General features: G+C 63.2%; 21 protein-coding genes. 8 read left to right on the top strand and 13 right to left on the bottom strand.

Annotated elements, in window-relative coordinates; translation table 11 throughout:
• Positions 1–57 precede the first annotated feature (57 nt).
• Positions 58–588, top strand: a complete 531-nt coding sequence (locus U8326_RS03210) for a hypothetical protein (RefSeq protein ID WP_324742317.1) — start codon at positions 58–60, stop codon at positions 586–588.
• Between the two features lie 42 nt (positions 589–630).
• Positions 631–1,389 (top strand): glucose 1-dehydrogenase, encoded by a 759-nt coding sequence (locus tag U8326_RS03205; protein WP_324742316.1) that lies wholly within the window; start codon positions 631–633, stop codon positions 1,387–1,389.
• 117 nt (positions 1,390–1,506) lie between these two features.
• On the opposite strand, the gene U8326_RS03200 is transcribed toward U8326_RS03205, so the two are convergent.
• Entirely contained in the window at positions 1,507–2,472 is a 966-nt protein-coding gene (locus U8326_RS03200; RefSeq protein ID WP_324742314.1) for a LysR family transcriptional regulator, read from the bottom strand.
• Between the two features lie 166 nt (positions 2,473–2,638).
• Here U8326_RS03200 and U8326_RS03195 point away from each other — a divergent pair, with 166 nt between their 5' ends.
• On the top strand, positions 2,639–3,799 hold the full coding sequence (locus U8326_RS03195) for an acyl-CoA dehydrogenase family protein (protein ID WP_324742312.1): 1,161 nt from the start codon (positions 2,639–2,641) through the stop codon (positions 3,797–3,799).
• 12 nt (positions 3,800–3,811) lie between these two features.
• On the opposite strand, the gene U8326_RS03190 is transcribed toward U8326_RS03195, so the two are convergent.
• The 9 genes from U8326_RS03190 to ccoN are packed head-to-tail and all read right to left on the bottom strand — an operon-like array spanning position 3,812 to position 11,735.
• On the bottom strand, positions 3,812–4,057 hold the full coding sequence (locus tag U8326_RS03190; RefSeq protein ID WP_324742311.1) for a hypothetical protein: 246 nt from the start codon (positions 4,055–4,057) through the stop codon (positions 3,812–3,814).
• Complete coding sequence (gene ccoS, locus U8326_RS03185; protein WP_324742309.1) at positions 4,054–4,203, bottom strand: cbb3-type cytochrome oxidase assembly protein CcoS; 150 nt, start codon at positions 4,201–4,203, stop codon at positions 4,054–4,056. The genes U8326_RS03190 and ccoS overlap by 4 nt, the downstream gene beginning before the upstream one ends.
• Positions 4,200–6,320, bottom strand: a complete 2,121-nt coding sequence (locus tag U8326_RS03180) for a heavy metal translocating P-type ATPase (RefSeq protein WP_324742307.1) — start codon at positions 6,318–6,320, stop codon at positions 4,200–4,202. Before U8326_RS03180 ends, ccoS begins: the two co-directional genes overlap by 4 nt.
• Complete coding sequence (locus tag U8326_RS03175; RefSeq protein WP_324742305.1) at positions 6,317–6,766, bottom strand: FixH family protein; 450 nt, start codon at positions 6,764–6,766, stop codon at positions 6,317–6,319. The genes U8326_RS03180 and U8326_RS03175 overlap by 4 nt, the downstream gene beginning before the upstream one ends.
• Positions 6,763–8,232 carry a cytochrome c oxidase accessory protein CcoG gene (ccoG, locus tag U8326_RS03170; RefSeq protein ID WP_324742303.1) on the bottom strand — a complete coding sequence of 490 codons (1,470 nt, stop codon included), beginning with the start codon at positions 8,230–8,232 and terminating at the stop codon, positions 6,763–6,765. Before ccoG ends, U8326_RS03175 begins: the two co-directional genes overlap by 4 nt.
• Positions 8,219–9,160: a cytochrome-c oxidase, cbb3-type subunit III gene (ccoP, locus tag U8326_RS03165; RefSeq protein ID WP_324742301.1), complete on the bottom strand. Its 942-nt coding sequence runs from the start codon at positions 9,158–9,160 to the stop codon at positions 8,219–8,221. The genes ccoG and ccoP overlap by 14 nt, the downstream gene beginning before the upstream one ends.
• Positions 9,150–9,323, bottom strand: a complete 174-nt coding sequence (locus U8326_RS03160) for a cbb3-type cytochrome c oxidase subunit 3 (protein ID WP_324742300.1) — start codon at positions 9,321–9,323, stop codon at positions 9,150–9,152. Before U8326_RS03160 ends, ccoP begins: the two co-directional genes overlap by 11 nt.
• Entirely contained in the window at positions 9,320–10,066 is a 747-nt protein-coding gene (gene ccoO / locus U8326_RS03155; RefSeq protein ID WP_324742298.1) for a cytochrome-c oxidase, cbb3-type subunit II, read from the bottom strand. The genes U8326_RS03160 and ccoO overlap by 4 nt, the downstream gene beginning before the upstream one ends.
• A 13-nt stretch (positions 10,067–10,079) precedes the next feature.
• Positions 10,080–11,735, bottom strand: a complete 1,656-nt coding sequence (gene ccoN, locus U8326_RS03150) for a cytochrome-c oxidase, cbb3-type subunit I (RefSeq protein WP_324742296.1) — start codon at positions 11,733–11,735, stop codon at positions 10,080–10,082.
• A gap of 192 nt (positions 11,736–11,927) precedes the next feature.
• Between ccoN and U8326_RS03145 the strand changes: the two genes are divergently transcribed.
• Positions 11,928–12,617: an OmpW/AlkL family protein gene (locus U8326_RS03145; RefSeq protein ID WP_324742294.1), complete on the top strand. Its 690-nt coding sequence runs from the start codon at positions 11,928–11,930 to the stop codon at positions 12,615–12,617.
• 91 nt (positions 12,618–12,708) lie between these two features.
• Here U8326_RS03145 and hemF read toward each other — a convergent pair whose 3' ends face one another.
• On the bottom strand, positions 12,709–13,566 hold the full coding sequence (gene hemF / locus U8326_RS03140; protein WP_324743509.1) for an oxygen-dependent coproporphyrinogen oxidase: 858 nt from the start codon (positions 13,564–13,566) through the stop codon (positions 12,709–12,711).
• Between the two features lie 109 nt (positions 13,567–13,675).
• On the opposite strand from hemF, the gene pdeM reads away from it, so the two are divergent.
• The 4 genes from pdeM to U8326_RS03120 all read left to right on the top strand — a co-directional run bounded on the left by pdeM (position 13,676) and on the right by U8326_RS03120 (position 17,284).
• Entirely contained in the window at positions 13,676–14,368 is a 693-nt protein-coding gene (gene pdeM, locus U8326_RS03135; protein WP_324742292.1) for a ligase-associated DNA damage response endonuclease PdeM, read from the top strand.
• Positions 14,369–14,469: 101 nt separating this feature from the next.
• Positions 14,470–14,991, top strand: a complete 522-nt coding sequence (gene infC, locus U8326_RS03130) for a translation initiation factor IF-3 (protein WP_324742290.1) — start codon at positions 14,470–14,472, stop codon at positions 14,989–14,991.
• 119 nt (positions 14,992–15,110) lie between these two features.
• Positions 15,111–16,517: a DASS family sodium-coupled anion symporter gene (locus U8326_RS03125; RefSeq protein WP_324742288.1), complete on the top strand. Its 1,407-nt coding sequence runs from the start codon at positions 15,111–15,113 to the stop codon at positions 16,515–16,517.
• The gene (locus tag U8326_RS03120) at positions 16,514–17,284 is read left to right on the top strand and encodes an alpha/beta hydrolase (RefSeq protein ID WP_324742286.1); all 771 of its coding nucleotides are present in this window, start codon (positions 16,514–16,516) and stop codon (positions 17,282–17,284) included. Before U8326_RS03125 ends, U8326_RS03120 begins: the two co-directional genes overlap by 4 nt.
• A 1-nt stretch (position 17,285) precedes the next feature.
• Here U8326_RS03120 and U8326_RS03115 read toward each other — a convergent pair whose 3' ends face one another.
• A complete protein-coding gene (locus U8326_RS03115; protein WP_324742284.1) occupies positions 17,286–17,819 on the bottom strand; it encodes a J domain-containing protein in 534 nt (177 codons plus the stop codon).
• Positions 17,820–17,911: 92 nt separating this feature from the next.
• Positions 17,912–18,412 (bottom strand): peptidoglycan-associated lipoprotein Pal, encoded by a 501-nt coding sequence (pal, locus tag U8326_RS03110; protein WP_324742282.1) that lies wholly within the window; start codon positions 18,410–18,412, stop codon positions 17,912–17,914.
• Between the last annotated feature and the right edge of the window lie 51 nt (positions 18,413–18,463).

Genomic DNA, 18,463 nt, shown 5'->3' with positions numbered 1-18,463 from the left:
CGCCATCTCCTACTTGCTGATGGAAGAATTGCGCCTCGTTTTGGAGGAGGTCATCTAATGGAACTGAGACCCGAACTGATCCTCACAACGGTGATAAAGTCGTTAGGCGACAATGTCATACCGGCGATAGATCCTGATAATGCTCCGGCGCGCCAGCAGGCGCAGTTGAGCATCGCTCTTCTTGAAATCCTGAAAAGCCGGTTACCGCTCATGTATCGTTACGACCGGCATGATCTCAAAAGCTTTGTCGAGCTGGGGGAAACTCTTGCCTCCAGCGGTTCGAATAAAGAAGCGACCAGGAATATCGAGCGCCTATGCAGCGAGGCGCGTGAATTGCTGGGCAGAGCGCGAGCCGACCCGGGTGAAATGCTTGAGCGATCGAAGGATCTGCGTCGAGCGATCAGCGTCTATGTCGATGATGTGCGCGAAACGGGTGACGAGCACACCGCGCTGAAAGTGGACCGGATCGTAGTGGCATCCGCCGAGGAGCTTACCCTGCGTGAACGCGCATGGATGTTGCCGTTCGGCTTCGAAGCCGATCCCGCCGTCGTTCCCGATCTCGAAACACTGCTCGATCCGGTGCGCTGACCAATCGAGCTTGGAACCATCTGAAAAAGAGAGGGGTTTGCCGTGAAGAGTATTGAAGGAAAATCGCTGATCGTGACCGGCGGCAGCAATGGAATTGGAGAGGCCGCCGCCCTTCTGTTTGCCGAAAACGGCGCGAAGGTAACAGTTGCGGATGTCAATTCGGCCGAAGGGCAGGATACAGTCGAGGAGATCGTCAAGCGAGGCGGAACCGCGCAATTCATAAGGACCGATATTTCCGATCCCAATGATGTGCAGGCGATGGTCGCCGCCGCAGTGTCGGCATATGGGAAGATCGACGGAGCCTTCAACAACGCCGGGGTGCCCAATGTCGGCAAGAGGCTTCACGAAGTTACGTTCGAGGAATGGCAGCGTTACCATGCCATCAATCTTGCCGGCACTTTTCTCTGCATAAAATACGAAGTCGAGCAGATGCTGAAAACGGGCGGCGGCGCGATCGTGAATACCGCTTCCGTGGCCGGTCTCGTGAATGTTCCGCTGACAGGCGAATACACGGCATCCAAGCACGGTGTATCGGGCCTCACCAAGGCGGCCGCCTCCGACTATGGACATGATAATATCCGTGTGAATGCAATTGCTCCGGGAGCCGTGCGCACCGCGATGTTCGCGAAATCCTGCGCGGACAATCCGGAGTTGGAAGAGTATTGCAAATCCGTTCATCCGATCGGCAGGTTTGGAGAACCGATCGAGGAAGCCGAAGCCGCCATGTGGCTGCTGTCCGATGCGGCTTCATTTGTCACAGGCATCGTCATGCCGGTGGATGGCGGATACACTGCGGTCTAGAACAATCCGATTGTCTGCGCGAGTTTATGGAGCAGTGCGGTACCTCCGAAAATACCAACCTGGCAATGCGATTCCGGGGCAGGCCTTACCGCATGACGCTTCGGATATCTGACACCCTCAGGCGGGCAACCCGCCTGAGGGAAGCCAGGGATTGTCAGCTTCACGGACGATCTCCGCGATCTGCTCTCTCAGCCATAGATGCATGGGATCGTTGCGATGGATCGCGGACCAGAATGCGCACACATCGAGTTCGGGAAACGGAATGGGCGGTTCGAAAATGTCGATGGGAATATGGCCGGCAAACCACTCCGCAACATGGCGCTGCACTAATGCGATCGCATCCGATCGCGCGACCAGCAAAGGCAGCAGGGTAAATTGCGACACGCGCAACTGTTCGGGTTGATCACGCCCCGGAAGCGCGCCATGGAGGTAGCTGTTGTCGTCGAAGCGGCAGGCAATCGAGGGAAGATCGTTCAGCCTTTCCAGGGACAATTCTCCCTGCAGCCGGGGGTGATCGCGCCGCGCAATGCAGACCCACTCCTCGCGATAGAGTTTGATCCACTCAAGCCCGTCTTCATTGAAAATCGAGCCTGGGATGACGCTCCGGGGAATGATGATGAAATCGACTTTCCCTTCGTCCAGATCGCGCCGGGTGACATATTGAATACTGATGAACTGGATTGTCGTGCGCGGAGCCAGAGCCGCCAGCCGCCCGATAAGCTGCTCTCCCAACGCCAAAACGATGGTGTCGCCCGTGGCGATGACAAACTGACGCTCTTCCGCCGCAGGATCGAACGACGAGGGTTTGAGAAGGTCTTCCAGGCCACCTAGCAGTTCCTCGATGCGCGGGGCGAGCGCAACCGCCAGGGCCGTGGGAACCATCTTGCGCCCCACCCTGACCAGCAGTTCATCGTCGAATTGAATGCGCAACCGCCCAAGCGCTTCGCTCACGCCCGATTGGGTCAGGTTGAGTTTCTCGGCGGCCCGGGTCACGTTCCTCTGGCGCAGCAATTCGCGCAGGATCGGCAGCAGGTTGAGATTCATCGTCCTGAGCGATCTGCCGAGGTCCCTGGGGTTCGTCATATCCTGGTTCCTCCCTCTGCCTCGCCCCCAGTATCAGCACACGCGATGATATTCATCAGATTAATCCATTTTATTGATGACTTCGATCCAGACTAAAGCTGCCGTGACCGCCGCCACAGGCCGAAACTGGGGCCTCAAAACTGTGCGCGCAGAGAGGAAGAATGGAATGAGCCTTTCAGAAACGCTGATCGCGCGGGCGCGAGACATCGCCCCGATGGCCGAGAAGGAAGCCTGCAACACCGATCGCAACCGCAAACTGAGCGACGCAGTGATCGACGCCTGTTGCGACGCGGGGCTGATGGAGATCCTCGTCCCCAAGATGTATGGCGGGCACGAACTCGATTATGCCACCATGGCGGCCGTGGTCTACGAATTCGGCCGTTATTGCACCTCCACGGCCTGGGTTCTTTCCTTCTACATCGGCCACAATTACATACACGCCCTGTGGCCCAAGCAGTTTCAGGATGAGGTTTTTGCCGACCGGCCTTTCAGCCTGACGCCTGGCACGATTGCCCCCAATTTCCGCCTGAATCCGGTCGATGGCGGTTATATCGCCAGCGGCCTGAGCCAGTGGAACTCCGGCAGCTCGCGCAGCGACTGGTTCCTCAACAGCGGTCTTGTCATGGTTGACGGCAAGCCGCAGGGCGCCATGGCGTTCATGGTTCCCGCATCCGACGTGGAGATCATCGACAACTGGGACATGGCCGGCATGCGCGGCACCGCCAGCGGTGACGCCAGGCTGAACGACGTGTTCGTCCCGCGGCATCGCGCGGTCGAGGTGGCCGACCTGCTGAACGGCCAGTCGCCGGGGGCAAAGATACACGATAACCGCATCTACTCGCTTCCAATCCTGCCCTTCGTGCTGGGCGAGACATTGCCGGTGATGGCGGGCGCCTACCGAGGGGCGGCGGATGCCTTCAAGCAGCTGACGATGGATCGCTATTCCACCTTCACCTCCGCCAAGGTTCAGGACAAGCAGACAGCGCAGATACGAATTGGCCACGGACAGGCTGGGGCGGCCATCGCGGAAACGCTGCTGCAGGATTATGCCCGGTTTCTGGATACGGTCGATCCAGCCGAGATCCGGCCCATCGAGAAGCGGGCCGAAATCCGCGCGCGCATGGGCATGATAGCGGATTATGTCTACAGGGGGATCAACGAATTGATGCTGGGGGCTGGTGGCGGCGCTTACCGGAACACCTCGCCCCTGCAACGTTTTCTGCGGGATATGAACGTGTTACGCGTCCACGGCTTCCTCGATGTGGAAACGGCTGCCGAAAATCTCGGTCGCGTCCAACTGGGCCTTGAGCCGAACTGCCCCTTGTAGACGGCGCCGTTACTAAACCGGGTCCGCGTTCGTCCCCGCGCGCTTGCGCGAGGACCCGCCATGGCAGGCCTTGCCGCAGCACAGCTCCTCGTCGCTGCCGGGCAATCGCTGCGGCGCCAGCGGAATCTCCACCGCAGAACCCACCGCTCCGCCGCACAGCGCGACGGGAATCCCCGGTCGATACAGCACGAGCGCGGGGTTCAAGGCAGCAGGCACCAGCGCAGCAAGAGCCAGCAGGGTGGCGCCACCAGCCGTCATTCGGGTGGTTCCTCATCTATCAGGATACGATGGGCCGCGCCGTCCAGATCATCGAACTGACCGGAACGCAAGGACCACAGAAAGGCACCGAGACCGGCCAGACCGAGCGAAAGCGCGACCGGGATCAGAAAGGCCAGTCCGTTCATCGGGCAGCCCTGCCCAGGCGCAGCGAGTTGGCGATCACGACCAGCGAGCTCAGCGACATAGAAAGCGCGGCGATCATCGGCGTGACGAACCCGGCCATGGCCAAGGGCACGGCCAGCACGTTGTAGCCTATCGCCAGGGCGAAGTTCTGCTTCACCACCCGCATGGTGGCCTGTGCGGTGCGCACCGCACGGGGCAGGGCCAGCAGCGAATCCTGCACGAACACCAGGTCGGAAGCCTGCAAGCCCACGTCGCTTGCCGAACCCGGAGCGATCGAGGCATTCGCCCTGGCCAGGGCTGGGCCGTCATTCAGCCCGTCGCCCACCATCAGCACATTGTGCCCCGCGTTCTGCAAGCGCTCGATGGCGTCCTGCTTGTCCTGCGGGGAAGCGCCCGCCTGCGCGAACAAGCCGGTTTCGCGGGCTGCCGCGGCGACCGAGGCGGGATTGTCCCCCGAAAGGATCGTGGTTTCCAGCCCGAGCCGAGCGAGTTGCGCCAGCGCCTCCCCGGTGTCGGGCCGCAGCCGGTCGGCAAAGGGGATCAGCCAGATCGGCCGCCCTTCAATATCGAGAGCCACCGCGATGCCGTTCGCGCTTTCCGGGCGGCGCAGGGCCACCGCATGGCCCTGCCATTGGGCGAACACGCCCGACCCGGCCCGCTCCGTGACCTGCGTCAGTTCCGCCGCGTGATGGCCCGCCGCAGCCAGAGCGTTGGCAAGCGCGCCCGAAATCGGATGGCGGCTGTGCGAGGCCAACGCAAGCGCCACCGCCGCCGCATCTTCGGGCAGGCTGCTCAGCACATTCGCATCCGGCATGGGCTTGCCGAGGGTGAGCGTGCCGGTCTTGTCGAGCAAGGCGCGGTCCACTGCCGCCAGCCGTTCGAGCGCGGAGCCATCCTTGACCATGATTCCGGCCCGCATCAATGCCCCGCTGGCCACCACCTGAGCTACGGGGACGGCCAGCCCGAGGGCGCAAGGGCAGGTTATGATCAGCACCGCGACGGCGATCACCAGCGAGTGATACCACCCGGCCCCCGCAAGCATCCAACCCGCGAAGCTCAGGGCCGCCAGGGTGTGGACAGCCGGGGCATAGAGCCGCGACGCCCGGTCGGCAATGCGGACATATCGGGAGCGGTCCTGCGCGGCCGCTTCCATCAGGCGCGCGATCTCGGCAAGCGTCGTGTCCCGCCCCGCCGCGCTCACCCTGACATCGACCGGAGCGTCCAGGTTGAGCGTTCCCGCCAGCACCCGCTCCCCGACGCTTGCCGGAACCGGCGCGCTTTCCCCGGTAAGCAGGGATTGGTCGAAGCGGCTGGCGCCCGACAGGATATCTCCGTCCGCCGCCAGTCTTTCGCCGGCCGCCACCCGCATGATCGTGCCCGGCGCCAGATCTTCCGCCTTGCGCCATTCGAGCTTGCCATCGGCGCCCACGGCCATTGCCCCTGCCGCCGCATGGCGCAGCAGCGCATCCACGCCGGTGCGGGCGCGATCCCGCATCATCGCATCGAGCACGCGCCCGGCCAGCAGGAAGGTGAGCAGCATCAATGCGCCGTCGAACCAGGCGTCCCTGCCCCCCACTATCGTTTCATAGAGGCTGAGCGCGGCCGCGATCGAAACACCGATCGAAATCGGCACATCCATATTGGTGCGGCCACGCCGCAGCGCGCGCCAGGCCGAGCGGAAGAAAGGCATTCCGGCATAGCCGATGGCTGGCACGCCGATCAGCGCGGAAATCCAGTGGAACATGCTGCGGGTCGCGCCATCCGCGCCCGACCATACGCTGACCGACAGCAGCATCACGTTCATCGTCGCGAAACCGGCGACCGCGAGTGGAGCGAGCAAGGGCCTTACGGCCGAATCCGAACGGGCCAGCGAGCCTTTGCGCGGTTCCGCCTCGAAGCCGATCCGGCCCAGTTCAGCGACAAGATCGCGTGGCTTCAACGCCGGATCATGCCGGACAGTCACCTGCCGCGCGGAAAGATTTACCCGAGCCGACAGGATTCCCCGCGTCTGCCCCAGGCCTCGTTCGATCTTGCTGATGCAGCCCGCGCAATGCATGCCGGGGACGGCAAGCACCGTTTCCGCCGATTTCTCGTCAGCCACGAGGGACAGCGCGCTCATCTCAGCAGTTCCTCTTCATGGCGCCAGATTCGGCCCGCGTTCCGCACTTCGAGCCGCACCCGCCAGCGCCCGGGCGGCAGCATTTCGGCCGAAACGAACCGGCCGCCGCCATCCGGCACGAAGCGCAGCGTCCGGTCAGGCAGGCGGCCCAGGGGGTGACGCGCGATTGCCGTGACCGCAGCCGTAGCCGGAGCGTCGGTGAGCAGGATTGCCACCACGCCATCATCCCGCCAGTCGATAGAAACCTCGTGGCCCAGCGCCTCCTGCGCCCTTGCCTCTGCCAGCCAGCGGTTGAAATGCTGGCTCGCGACATAGGAATTCTCGACTACCACGCCGCCGAATGTCGAGCTGGCGAAGCGCGCCATGACGACATTGACGGTGATGACGACCGAGAAGAAGCTGACAAGGATCAGCGCCATGTGGCGCCCGGTGAAGCGATTGGTCATGGGGTGGCCTCCGGTGCATCGAAATGGGCTTCGCTGCTGTCCTCCTCGCGCTCTTCATCGAGCGTTCGCAGGTGGAAGGTGAAATCCCGCGCGGCTGCGCCGGGCGGAGCGATCACATAGGTCCGCAGATTTTCGACCGTGTCCGCGGCAAGGGTCCGGCGGATTTTCCGGGCGGCGGCCGAACGCGGCATCTCATCCGTCCACATGCTGGCGCCGGGAAGCCCCTCCATGGCGATTTCCATCACGCGCGGGCGGCTTTGCATATTGCGCAGCTTGATCGTGTAGCCGTTGCGCACCGACCCGTCGCTCATCATCATGAAGGGCGGGTTGCGATCCTGCGCGACCGATATGTCGATGCGGGCGCGCGTGCCGAGCGCGAACAGCAGGGCAAACCCGATCGCACCCCAGACGCCCAGATAGATGAGAGTTCGGGCATGCAGCAGCGCTTTCCAGACGGGCCGGGCAGGCTGCCCGGCGGCCTCGCGCTCGCAATCTTCCAGCGTGGCATAGTCGATCAGCCCGCGTGGACGGCCTATCTGCTTCATCACCCGGTCGCAGGCATCGATGCACAACGCGCAGGTTATGCAGCCGATCTGCGCCCCTTCGCGAATGTCGATGCCGGTGGGGCACACCGCCACGCACTGGTTGCAATCTATGCAGTCACCGAAAGCCAGGGGATTCTTCTCGGCCTGCTTCACGCTGCCGCGCGGTTCGCCGCGCCATTGCTTGTATGTGACGATCAGGGATTTTTCGTCCAGCATGGCGGTCTGGATACGTGGCCAGGGGCACATATAGACGCATACCTGCTCCCGCATGAAACCGCCCAGCCAGAAGGTGGTGAAAGTGAGCACCGCCACGGTGCCATAAGCGACGGCGGGCGCGTCCCCGGCGAAGAATGCGCGGAAAAGCGAGGGCGCGTCGGCGAAGTAGAGTATCCAGGCCCCGCCGGTGACAAAGCTGATCGCCAGATAGATTGCCCATTTGACGGTTCTGCGCGCGATCTTGGCCGGCCCCCATGGCGCCTTGTGGAGCCGCATCCGGGCATTGCGATCGCCATCGATGAACCTGTCGACATGCTGGAACAGATCCGTCCATACGGTCTGCGGGCAGGCATAGCCGCACCACGCGCGCCCAACCGCGCTGGTCACGATGAACAGCCCGATCCCGGCCATAATCAGCAGCCCGGCCACGAAATAGAATTCGTGCGGCCAGATCTCTATGCCGAACATATAGAACCGGCGATGGGCAAGATCGATCAGCACCGCCTGGTCGGGCGCATAGGCCCCGCGATCCCAGCGCAACCATGGGGTGACGTAGTAGATCGCCAGGGTGACGGCCATGACGAGCCATTTGAAGCGCCGGAACGGCCCGTCGATCCGCTTGTTGAAGACCGGCTCCCGCTTCGCGTAGAGCTGTTCCCGCGGCTTGGCCTTGCGCGCCGGAACGATGGTTTCAATCTGGCTCATTGGCTTGGCCCGCTGGCGCCGCAGCAGCATCAGCCGTCGCGGCGGCTGGTTCGACGAAGGCTTCGCCGCCGCCCAGCGAATGGACATAGGCGGCCAGCATCTTGATCGTCACCGGATCGAGCCGTTGCCCCCAGGCCGGCATCACGCCCTGGCGCGAATTGGTGAGGGTTTCGGTCAAGGTGGCGCGATCCCCGCCATACAGCCAGATCGCATCGGCAAGGTCGGGCGCGCCGAACTCGCGGCTGCCCTTGCCGTCAACGCCATGGCAACTCGCGCATTGCTCGGCGAAGATCGCCGCGCCTCGCCTCGATGACGCGCTGGGCTTTTCCAGGCGCGACAGGGTGCGGACATGGCTCACCACATCCTGGATCTGCGGCCCCGTCAGCAGGCCGTCGCGGCCGAAGGCGGGCATCAGGCTGAAGCGGGTCTGCTTGTCGCCCGGCTGGCGGATGCCGTGGGTAATCGTATATTCGATCGCCTTGAGGTCGCCGCCCCACAGCCAGTCGTCGTCGTTGAGATTGGGATAGCCCTTGAAGCCGGCCGCGCCGGAGCCATGGCATTGGACGCAATTGACCTTGAAGGCGGCCTGCCCGCCCGCGATGGCGGCACGCATATTTGCCCCGTTTTGCGGCAGGCGCTCGACAGGTATCTGCGAGAGAGCAGCCAGCAAGGGCGCTTTCCGGCTGTTTTCCGCCTGTATTTCCTTGGCCAGCTGCCCCCGGCTGGTCCAGCCCAGCACCCCTTCCGTGCCCTTCTCGACCAGCGGCCAGGCCGGATAGGCGACGCAATAGCCGACCGCGAAGACGATGGTGGCGTAGAATGTCCACAGCCACCAGCGCGGCAACGGATTGTTCAGTTCCTCGATGCCGTCCCATTCATGGCCGACGGTTTCGACGCCAGTGGGTTCATCGACGCGCTTATTCGCCATCGCTCTCGTCCTTGAAGATTATCCGTGCCGCTTCGTCGTTGCGCTGCTTCGCGCCGGGCCGGAACGGCCATGCGGCAAGCGCCACGAACACGATCATCATCGCCAGCAGCCCCCAGCTATCGGCCAGGTGGCGCAGCATGTCGTAGGTGGAGTGCTCGCTCATCGGCCCGTCTCCGTGGCCAGCTCTTCCTGAGCGGCGGCGCTTGAAACGTCGACCAAGGTGCCGAGCATCTGGAGATAGGCGACCAATGCATCCATCTCGGTGATGCGCGAGGGATCGCCGTCGAAATCCCGGATCTGCGCCTTGGGATAACGCTTGGCCAGATCGCCCGCGTCGGCCTCGGGATCGGCCTGGGCCTTCATATCGGCTTCGGCCTGCGCAATATCCTTTGCGCTGTAGGGCGCGCCGAGATGCTTGAGCGCGGTAAGCCGCGCGGCGGGATCGCCGATCTCCAGATCGTTGTCCGCCAGGAACGCATAGGGCGGCATGACGCTTTCCGGCACGACCGAGCGCGGGTCCTTGAGGTGCTGGACATGCCATTCGTCCGAATAGCGGCCCCCCACCCGCGCCAGATCAGGCCCGGTCCGCTTGGAGCCCCACTGGAACGGGCGATCATACATACTCTCCGCCGCCAGGCTGTAGTGGCCATAGCGTTCCACCTCGTCGCGGAACGGGCGGATCATCTGGCTGTGGCAGGTGTAGCAGCCTTCACGGACATAAATGTCGCGCCCCGCCTGCTCGAGCGGCGTATAGGGGCGCATGCCCTCCACCTTCTCGATGGTGTTGTCGATCCAGAACAGCGGCGCGATCTCCACGATGCCGCCAATCGCGACAGCGATGAACGCGCCCACGCCGAGCAGCGTGACATTGCGTTCCAGCTTCTTGTGACGTTCGGTGATGCTCATGATCTCGCCCCCCTCAATTCGCCGCTGCCGGAACGATCGGGCGGTCCGCCGCGGGATCGTAGGCGGCATCGGTCAGCGGCGCTTCCTGGCGCAATTTGCCGAGGATGGTGGCCCAGACATTGATCACCAGCAGAACCGCGCCCGCCAGGTAGAGCAGCCCCCCGAAGGCGCGCATCAGGAACATGGGATGGAGCGCCACCACGGTATCGGCGAAGCTGTTCACCAGATAGCCATCGGCCCCGTATTCGCGCCACATCAGGCCCTGGGTGATCCCGGACACCCACATCGACGCCGCGTAGAAGACGATGCCCAGCGTCGCGAGCCAGAAGTGCCAGTTGACCATGCGCAGGCTGTAGAGCCGCTCGCGCGCCCACAGCCGCGGAACCAGGAAGTAGACCGCCGCGAAGGTAATCATGCCGTTCCAGCCGAGCGCGCCGGAATGGACGTGCCCGATGGTCCAGTCGGTGTAGTGAGACAGGCTGTTGACCGACTTGATCGACATCATCGGCCCCTCGAAGGTGCTCATGCCGTAGAAGGCGAGGCTCATCACGAACATGCGCATGATCGGGTCGGTGCGGACCTTGTCCCATGCGCCGTTCAGCGTCATCAGGCCGTTGATCATGCCGCCCCAGCTGGGCATCCACAGCATGATCGAGAAGACCATGCCGAGGGTCTGCGCCCAGTCGGGCAGCGCGGTGTAGTGGAGATGGTGCGGGCCGGCCCAGATATAGAGGAAGATCAGCGCCCAGAAGTGAATGATAGACAGGCGATAGCTGTAGATCGGGCGCTCGGCCTGCTTGGGCACGAAGTAATACATCATCGCCAGGAAGCCGGCGGTCAGGAAGAAGCCGACCGCGTTATGCCCATACCACCACTGCACCAGCGCGCCCTGGACCCCGGCGAAGACCGGATAGCTCTTGGAGCCAAGCAGGCTGACAGGCAGGTCGAGATTGTTCACGACATGCAGCATCGCCACGGTGAGGATGAAGGACAGATAGAACCAGTTCGCCACGTAGATATGCGGCTCGCTGCGCTTCACAAGCGTGCCGACGAAGACCGCGAGATAGGCGACCCAGACGATGGTCAGCCACCAGTCCACATACCATTCGGGTTCGGCGTATTCCTTCGACTGGGTGACGCCCAGAAGATAGCCGGTGGCCGCGAGGACGATGAAGAGCTGGTATCCCCAGAACACGAACCTCGCCAGGCCGGGAAAGGCCAGCCGCGCCCTGCAGGTGCGCTGCACAACGTAGAAGGAGGTCGCGATCAGGGCATTGCCGCCAAAGGCGAAGATCACCGCCGAAGTATGCAGCGGCCGCAGCCGCCCGAAATTGAGGTAGGGTTCCAGATTGAGAAGCGGAAACGCGAGCTGGAGCGCGATGAACACCCCGGCCAGGAAGCCGGCCATTCCCCAGAATACGGTGGCGATGACGCCCCAGCGGATCGGATCGTCATCGTAGCGGCCCGGATCGGCGGGAGTTTGCAATATGCCTCGGGCAATCGCCCCGTAATCCACTCGGCTGATGCTGACCCAAAGCCCGATCAGGGCGGCGAGCGCAATCAAGGTCATGTGAATGGCGAATCCGCTGTCCTTGGCCGCGGCTGCCGCCATTACAGCGAGCAACAGCCCTGCGAACCACCATCCGGCGCGCGTTAGTACCGATTCCATTTTTCCAGAGCCTTCTCGTCGGGAGAGAGGCATTCGGCTTATGGCTTCTTCGGCGGCGCAACATTGACCCGTGTCAATTTTTGCGTTGCGGCACGTCAATGTCCCGGATCGAGGGGTTTGTCACAAGCCCCCCATGCGACGTGGCAGTCGAGGCCGCACGGGGTGGCCCCCCACGACGCGGGAACCAAACTTATGCGTAAGACTATCGCCCTGGCCGCCACAGCCGCTGCCGCCATTGCCTTTTCCCACCCGGCCATGGCTGACGAGAATGCCGGCTCCTGGCAGGTCAAGGTTTTGGGGACCGCCGTCTTGCCGGATGGCGAGCTGGACAAGGTGAAGTTCGCCGCTCCATCGGTGGCCGCCGCGCTTCCGGCCAATGTGGAAACCAAGGCGGATGACAATTTCGTCCCGACCGTGGCGATCGAATATTTCTTCACGCCCAACGTGTCGATCGAGACGATCTGCTGCGTCACCCAGCATGACGTGGACGGCAAGGGGGCACTTGCCGGAGCGCGGCTGGTTTCCAACGCCAAGATCATCCCCGCCACCTTCACGGCGAAATACCACTTCAATGCCGGCGGAATTAAGCCCTATGTCGGCGCCGGGCCGACCTACTTCATCTTCTTCGACGAGAAAGCCGGGGCCACCGCGCAGGCGCTGGGCGCCACCAAGGCCAAGGTCGACAATGCATTCGGCTTCGCGCTGCAGGCCGGGATAGATATTCCGGTGAATGACTCGGGCCTGGGAATAAGTCTCGATGCCAAGCGCTATTTCCTGTCTGTCGACGCCAAATGGCATGATGCCAACGGAGCAAAGGTCCTGGAGACCAAGCATAATCTCGATCCCTGGGTCCTGAGCGCCGGTCTGGCCTTCAGATTCTAGGCAACCCGGCAATAATGCACTGTCGGATCGCAAGCCCGATCCGGCAGTGCGCCACCGTTTGAAGGGGCGCCGCCTGGCGAAGGGAAGGCCTTCAGCTCCAGGTGGCTTCCGGCGGCAGGCTCATCAGGATCGCATCTATATTGCCGCCGGTCCTGAGGCCGAACAGAGTGCCCCGGTCATATACCAGGTTGAATTCGGCATAGCGCCCGCGCCATTCCAGCTGGCGCCGCTTGTCCGCCTCGCTCCATTCCATATTCATGCGCTTGCGCACCAAGGGCGGGAAGGCAGCGAGAAAGGCTTCCCCCACATCGCGGGTGAAGGCGAAGTTCCGCTCCCATTCGGCATCGTCGCCGCATTCCAGATGGTCGTAGAAGATGCCGCCCACCCCGCGCGCCACGCCGCGATGCGGGATGAAGAAATATTCCTCCGCCCATTTGCTGAAGCGTTCGTAATAGGTCGGATTATGGCCGGCGCAGGCGGCGCGGAAAACCGCATGGAAGGCCTGTGTGTCTTCCTCATAAGGGATGGGCGGATTGAGATCCGCACCACCCCCGAACCAAGCCTTGGCGGTCGTGAGGAAGCGCGTGTTCATATGAACCGCCGGGACATGCGGATTGGCCATATGCGCCACCAGGCTGATACCGGTGGCGGTGAAGCCGGCGTTCTCCGCCCCCGCCCCATGAATCTGCTGGGCGAATTCCGGCGTGAACTGTCCGCCCACGGTCGAGACATTGACCCCGACCTTTTCGAACACCTTGCCTTTCATCAGGCCGCGCGTCCCGCCGCCGCCATCGCTGCCATCCTCGGTTTCCCGACGCCAGGGCAGATATTCGAACAAGGCATCGCTGCCCGCCTCCCGCTCGATCGCCTCGAATTCGGCGCAAATGCGGTCCCTAAGGCTCTCGAACCATTGCCTTGCGCGATCGGTATGTCGGGTCCAGTCGTCCATTTCACCATTGCCATTATCTGGATTGCCATTTTCCGGGCGGTCAAACCATCCGCCGCACGGCGTGCGCACTCCGCTTGCCATTTGCGCGCGGCTTGGGCAAGGGAAGGACATGGTTCCCCTTTCGTTCGCACGTCAGGAATGGCTGCTGACTCGTTCCGGCGCGCTCTACTGGCCGCGCGAGGCGGCCTTGCTGGTGGCCGATCTGCATCTCGAAAAAGCCAGCTTCTTCGCGAAAGCCGGCCAGATGCTGCCCCCTTACGACAGCCGCGAAACGCTGGAGCGGGTCGCCCTCGCCATCCGCGAGACAGGGGCAAGGCGGGTTTATACGCTGGGCGACAATTTTCATGACGAAGACGGCGCGCGGCGGCTCGAACCGCATGCCGCCGGAATGCTCGACGCCCTCACCCGCGCGGTGGACTGGGTGTGGATCACCGGCAATCATGACGGCGAACCCGGCCCGATCCGGGGCGGCATCATGCAAGCGGAACTGGACATCGGTGGAGTCGTTCTCCGCCACAAGGCAAGGGTGGGTGAAACCCGGTTCGAACTTTCAGGCCATTTCCATCCACGCTTGCGGATCAGCGCGCGCGGCAGGCATATCAACCGGCCCTGCGCGGTGCTGGGCGAGGACCGCGCAGGCGGCGGCCGCATGATCCTGCCTGCATTCGGCGCGCTTACCGGTGGGATGGACGCGGCCGATCCGGCGATCCTCGATGCGATGCAACCCGCCGACGCCATTCACGCCTTGATCGAGACGCGCGGCAGGCTGCTTCGCTTCCCGCTATGGCGCGCCGCCGCCTGATATAAGCGGGACCCCCTTTCGCTTATTCGCGTTTCGCATTAAGACGCGCGCACTAAACCGCTATTACAGGAGACCATACTATAGCTCGTCCACCCCGGCGCATGCTTTCGCCCCCCGTCAAGAGCGGGCCGCGCTTTGATAATATGATCCAGTCCGACAAGGTGCGGGTCATCGATGAAAACGGCGAAAACCTTGGCGTGATGTATACCAGGGAAGCAATCGAGCAGGCAGCCGATGTCGGGCTGAATCTGGTCGAGGTATCACCCAATGCCGATCCGCCAGTCTGCAAATTCCTAGATGTCGGCAAGTATCGGTACGAAGCCCAGAAAAAGGCCAACGCCGCACGCAAGACGCAGAAGACCCAGGATATCAAGGAGGTCAAGATGCGTCCCAACATCGATACGCACGATTACGATGTGAAGCTGCGCAACGTGCATCGCTTCATCGAAGATGGCGACAAGGTGAAGATCACCTTGCGCTTTCGCGGCCGCGAATTGTCTCACCAGCAGCTCGGCATGGATCTGCTTCGCCGCGTGCAGGACGATGTCGCCGAAATCGCGAAGGTCGAAGCCTTCCCCCGCATGGAAGGCCGCCAGATGCTGATGGTGCTCGCTCCCAAATAAGCCGAATCGGCAAGAGCCGATAGGTATCGAGGCCGCGCCCGCCCCACCCAGGTGGACGGCGCGGCTTGCTCCCCTGGCAACGCGTGTCTAGCGTGGAACCAAGGGGGAGAATCTATCACGTGACCGCGAAACGCACAGGCTTCGTCGTCGGCCTGGCCGGCTTTCTGGCGACGCTCGTCCTTCCCGCTCCCGCCGCCATGCCTGAAACGGCATGGGTGGTGGCCGGGCTGGTCTTCCTGATGGCGGCATGGTGGATGACGGAAGCTCTCCCGCTGACCGCCACGGCGCTGCTGCCATTCCTGGTCCTTCCGCTTGCCGGGATCTCCGACGCGAAGGAGACGGCATCGGCCTATTACTCTCCGATCCTGTTCTTGATCCTGGGCGGGGCTTTCATTGCCCTGACCGTGGAACGCACCGGCCTGCACCGGCGGCTTGCGCTCGGCCTGCTCAACCGCATGGGCAAGGGCGGGGAAATGCGGCTGCTGCTGGCTTTCATGATCTCCACCGGCTTCATTTCGATGTTCATCTCGAACACGTCCACGGCGCTGATCATGATGCCGATGGCCTTGGCGGTTCTTGCCGGAGGTGGCCTCGCGGATGACGAAACCCAAGGGCTGGCTGGAGCATTGCCGATGGGAATCGCCTTTGCCGCGTCGATCGGCGGCCTCGGCACCATCGTCGGCTCGCCCACCAACGCCATCGCGGTCGCTCTGCTCGACAATATGCTGGGCCTGAAGATATCCTTCGCGCGATGGGCCATGTTCGGCCTGCCCATGGTCGTTGCCGGGATACCGCTGGCCGCATGGATCATAGGCCGCGTGCAACGCGTCGCGGATCATCCCTTCGACATCGCCGCCGCGCGCGAGACGATCAGGGACACCGGCCCTCTTACGTCACCTGAAAGACGGCTGATCCCGCTATTCGCGCTGACTGTTCTTGCCTGGGTCTGCCAACCGCTGCTGGAACCTCTGCTGCCGAAAGGCGCGCTCACCGATGGCACCATCGCCATCGCCGCCGGTCTGCTGCTGTTCATTATTCCCGACGGAACCGGCCGCCCGCTCCTGCTCTGGAAAGAGGCTGACAAGGCGCCCTGGGCGGTGATCCTGATGTTCGGGGGCGGGCTGGCGCTGGCCTCGGGCATGGAAGCATCCGGGCTGGCGGACTGGCTTGGCGAAGCCCTGTTGCCCTTGCGCACCGTGCCGCTGCTGGTGATCGCGCTCGCGCTGGTGGCGCTGGTCGTCGTCGTGACCGAATTCGCCAGCAATGTCGCAACCGCGAGCGGGGTCATGCCCGTGGTGGCCAGCCTGTCCGTGGCGCTTGGCGCAGACCCGCTGCTGTTGGCGATGCCGGCAGCGATGGCGGCCAGCTGGGGATTCATGCTCCCGGCTGGGACCGGGCCGAACGCCATCGCCTGGGCAACCGGCCGCATCCGGTTGACGCGCCTGATCCGCGCCGGCCTATGGCTTGATATTTGCGGCATATTCCTGATCGTGGGAGTGATATGGAGCATGGCGACCCTCATATGACGAAGACCGAGAAGCTGCTGTTCGTGCATGGCGCGGCGGGCGATGCCCGCATCTGGGAGCCGGTGATTGCCCGCCTTCCCGGCTGGATGGAAAGCAACCCTATCACCCTCACCTATTTCGGCCCCGATGCCTGGCCCGACGATGGCGGACGCTTCGGGATCGGGCTTCACAAGGCAGACATCATCGCCGCCGCAAGACAGGCCGGGGGGCCGGTCCATCTGGTGTGCTGGTCCTATGCTGTGCAGGCCGGGCTTGCCGCGCTGCTCGCCGAGCCGGACCTGTTCGCATCGGCCGTGCTCTATGAAGGGGCGCGGCCCTTTCATATCGTGGATGAAGCGGAGCGAGGCGCCTTCGCCCAGAGCGCGGAGACGATCTTCGGCGCTCTGGCAGGGGTGCTGCAGGCCGATGGCCCGGACGCCACCATCCCCGCGCTGTTCGGCAGCCATTATGAAAAGATGCCAGAAGCGCGCCGCGCGATCTACCTGTCCAACGCCAGGATGATGCCGCTGCTGTTCTCAAGCACCGATCCCGGCAAGATCACGCGAGAGGATCTGGCCAGGATCGATACGCCCTGCTGCTGCGCGATGGGAACGGAAAGCCAGCCTGCCTTCACCATCGCAACCAGGGCATTGGCCGATGCAATGCCGCGCGGGAGCCTCTCGATCGTGGACGGCGCGGACCATTTTCTGCCTGAGATCGGCCCTGATCGCTTTGCGCAACTCGTGACGGACTGGGTATCCGGGTTACGGACAAACAGCGGAAGCTGAACTAGCCCTTCCACTCCCGCCGTTCCTCGGACTGACGCAGCACCTCATAAGCGAGCTGATAAGCCTGGAACGCCTTGGCCGCCTCGGCATCGCCGGGCCGCACATCGGGATGCACTTCCTTGGCCTTATTGCGCCAAGCGCGCTTTATCGCGTCGAAATCCGCGTCGCTGTCCAGCCCGAGCACATCCAGCGCCTGCATCTCGTCAGCGCTGCGGCTGCCATCGCCGGAACCCGCCCAGCCATAATGCGCCGCTTCCCGATAGCCGGAATTGTCCCGTTTCTCGGCCTTAGCGCGTTCTTCCGCTTCGGCCTTGTCAAGACCGGCGAAATAGTCCCACTTGGCATTGTATTCCGCCGCGTGGCCTTGGCAGAAATACCAGCGCTCAGGGCTATTCGGGGCCTTTGGCGCGGGGCAATTGCCTGGCTCGTCGCATCCATGCCGATCGCACAGACGCACATTGGCGGCCTCCCGCGAGGAGCCGTAGCCGCGCCAGCGGGGAAAGCCCCAATCCAGGGAACGCCTCGGACGGGCCATCAGGGTTGCCTCGCATTCATGGCCTCAACATAGGCAAGGGCGGGCAGCGACACCAGCCGCGCCCGCCCCCGTTTGGCGAAAAATTTCGCGGATCAGTCGATCGTGATGGTCGCGGCGCGACGGTTCTGCGCCCAGGCCCCCTCGTCGGAACCCATGGCGACCGGGCGTTCCTTGCCATAGCTCACGGTCGACAGGCGGTTTGCGTCGATGCCCAGGCTCACCAGATAATTCTTGGCGGCATTGGCGCGGCGTTCGCCCAGAGCAAGGTTGTAATCGCGAGTGCCACGTTCATCGCAATGGCCTTCGATGGTTGCGCGCTTGTTCGGATACTGCAGCAACCACTGCGCCTGCCCCTGGAGAGCAGCGGCATCTTCACTGTCGATATTATACTCGTCGGTATCGAAATAGATCACGTCACGGCCCGCCATCTTGGCGACGAAATCAGCCTGACTGCCCGGCACCGGGCCGGTGGCGGTCTCGGTGGGCGGAGGAGCGGTCGGCTCCGGCGGCAATTCCTTGGGAGCTGTGCTCTTGCAAGCGCCGAGCGCAAGCGCGCTCGCCAAGGCGATGGCGGTAAAGAGTTTGTTGTTCATCCATATTCCTCCTCGACTTGGCCGGAAATCCGGCGGTACTGTTCACTATAA

The sequence above is a fragment of the Tsuneonella sp. CC-YZS046 genome (assembly GCF_035581365.1).
Classification (GTDB): Bacteria; Pseudomonadota; Alphaproteobacteria; order Sphingomonadales; family Sphingomonadaceae; genus JAWKXU01.
Note: the sequence above shows the minus strand (reverse complement) of the source record. Positions and strands in the feature narration are given on the sequence as shown.